The organism is Burkholderia sp. SIMBA_051 (genome assembly GCF_046534915.1).
GTDB classification, from domain to species: Bacteria; Pseudomonadota; Gammaproteobacteria; order Burkholderiales; family Burkholderiaceae; genus Burkholderia; species Burkholderia ambifaria.
On record NZ_JAWRXS010000326.1, the window covers coordinates 1 to 269 of the forward strand.

The 269-nt window shown below is 69.5% G+C and carries 1 protein-coding gene; it reads right to left on the reverse strand.

Features of this window, described 5'->3' with window-relative positions:
- A partial coding sequence (locus SB771_RS34725) for a phospholipid-binding protein MlaC (protein ID WP_410722004.1) occupies positions 1-269 on the reverse strand: 269 nt, incomplete at both ends.

Genomic DNA, 269 nt, shown 5'->3' on the forward strand with positions numbered 1-269 from the left:
TGGTGCCCGACGTGACGCGCGTCAGCGCGCCGCTGTAGGTGCGCACCAGGGTGCCGCGGAAAGCGTCGGCCAGGGCGGTCCGCTGCTGTTCGGTGGCCTGGCGCCAGTAGCGCCCGGCGGCCAGCCGCGTCGTCTTCTGGAAGTTGACGTAAGGCAGGATGTGCTCGTTCACGACCTGGTTGATGCGGGCCGTGTTGCCGGCCTTGACGGCGCCGTCGGCCTTCAGGACGTCCAGCGCCTCATTGGCGGCCGCCAGCACGAAATCGTTG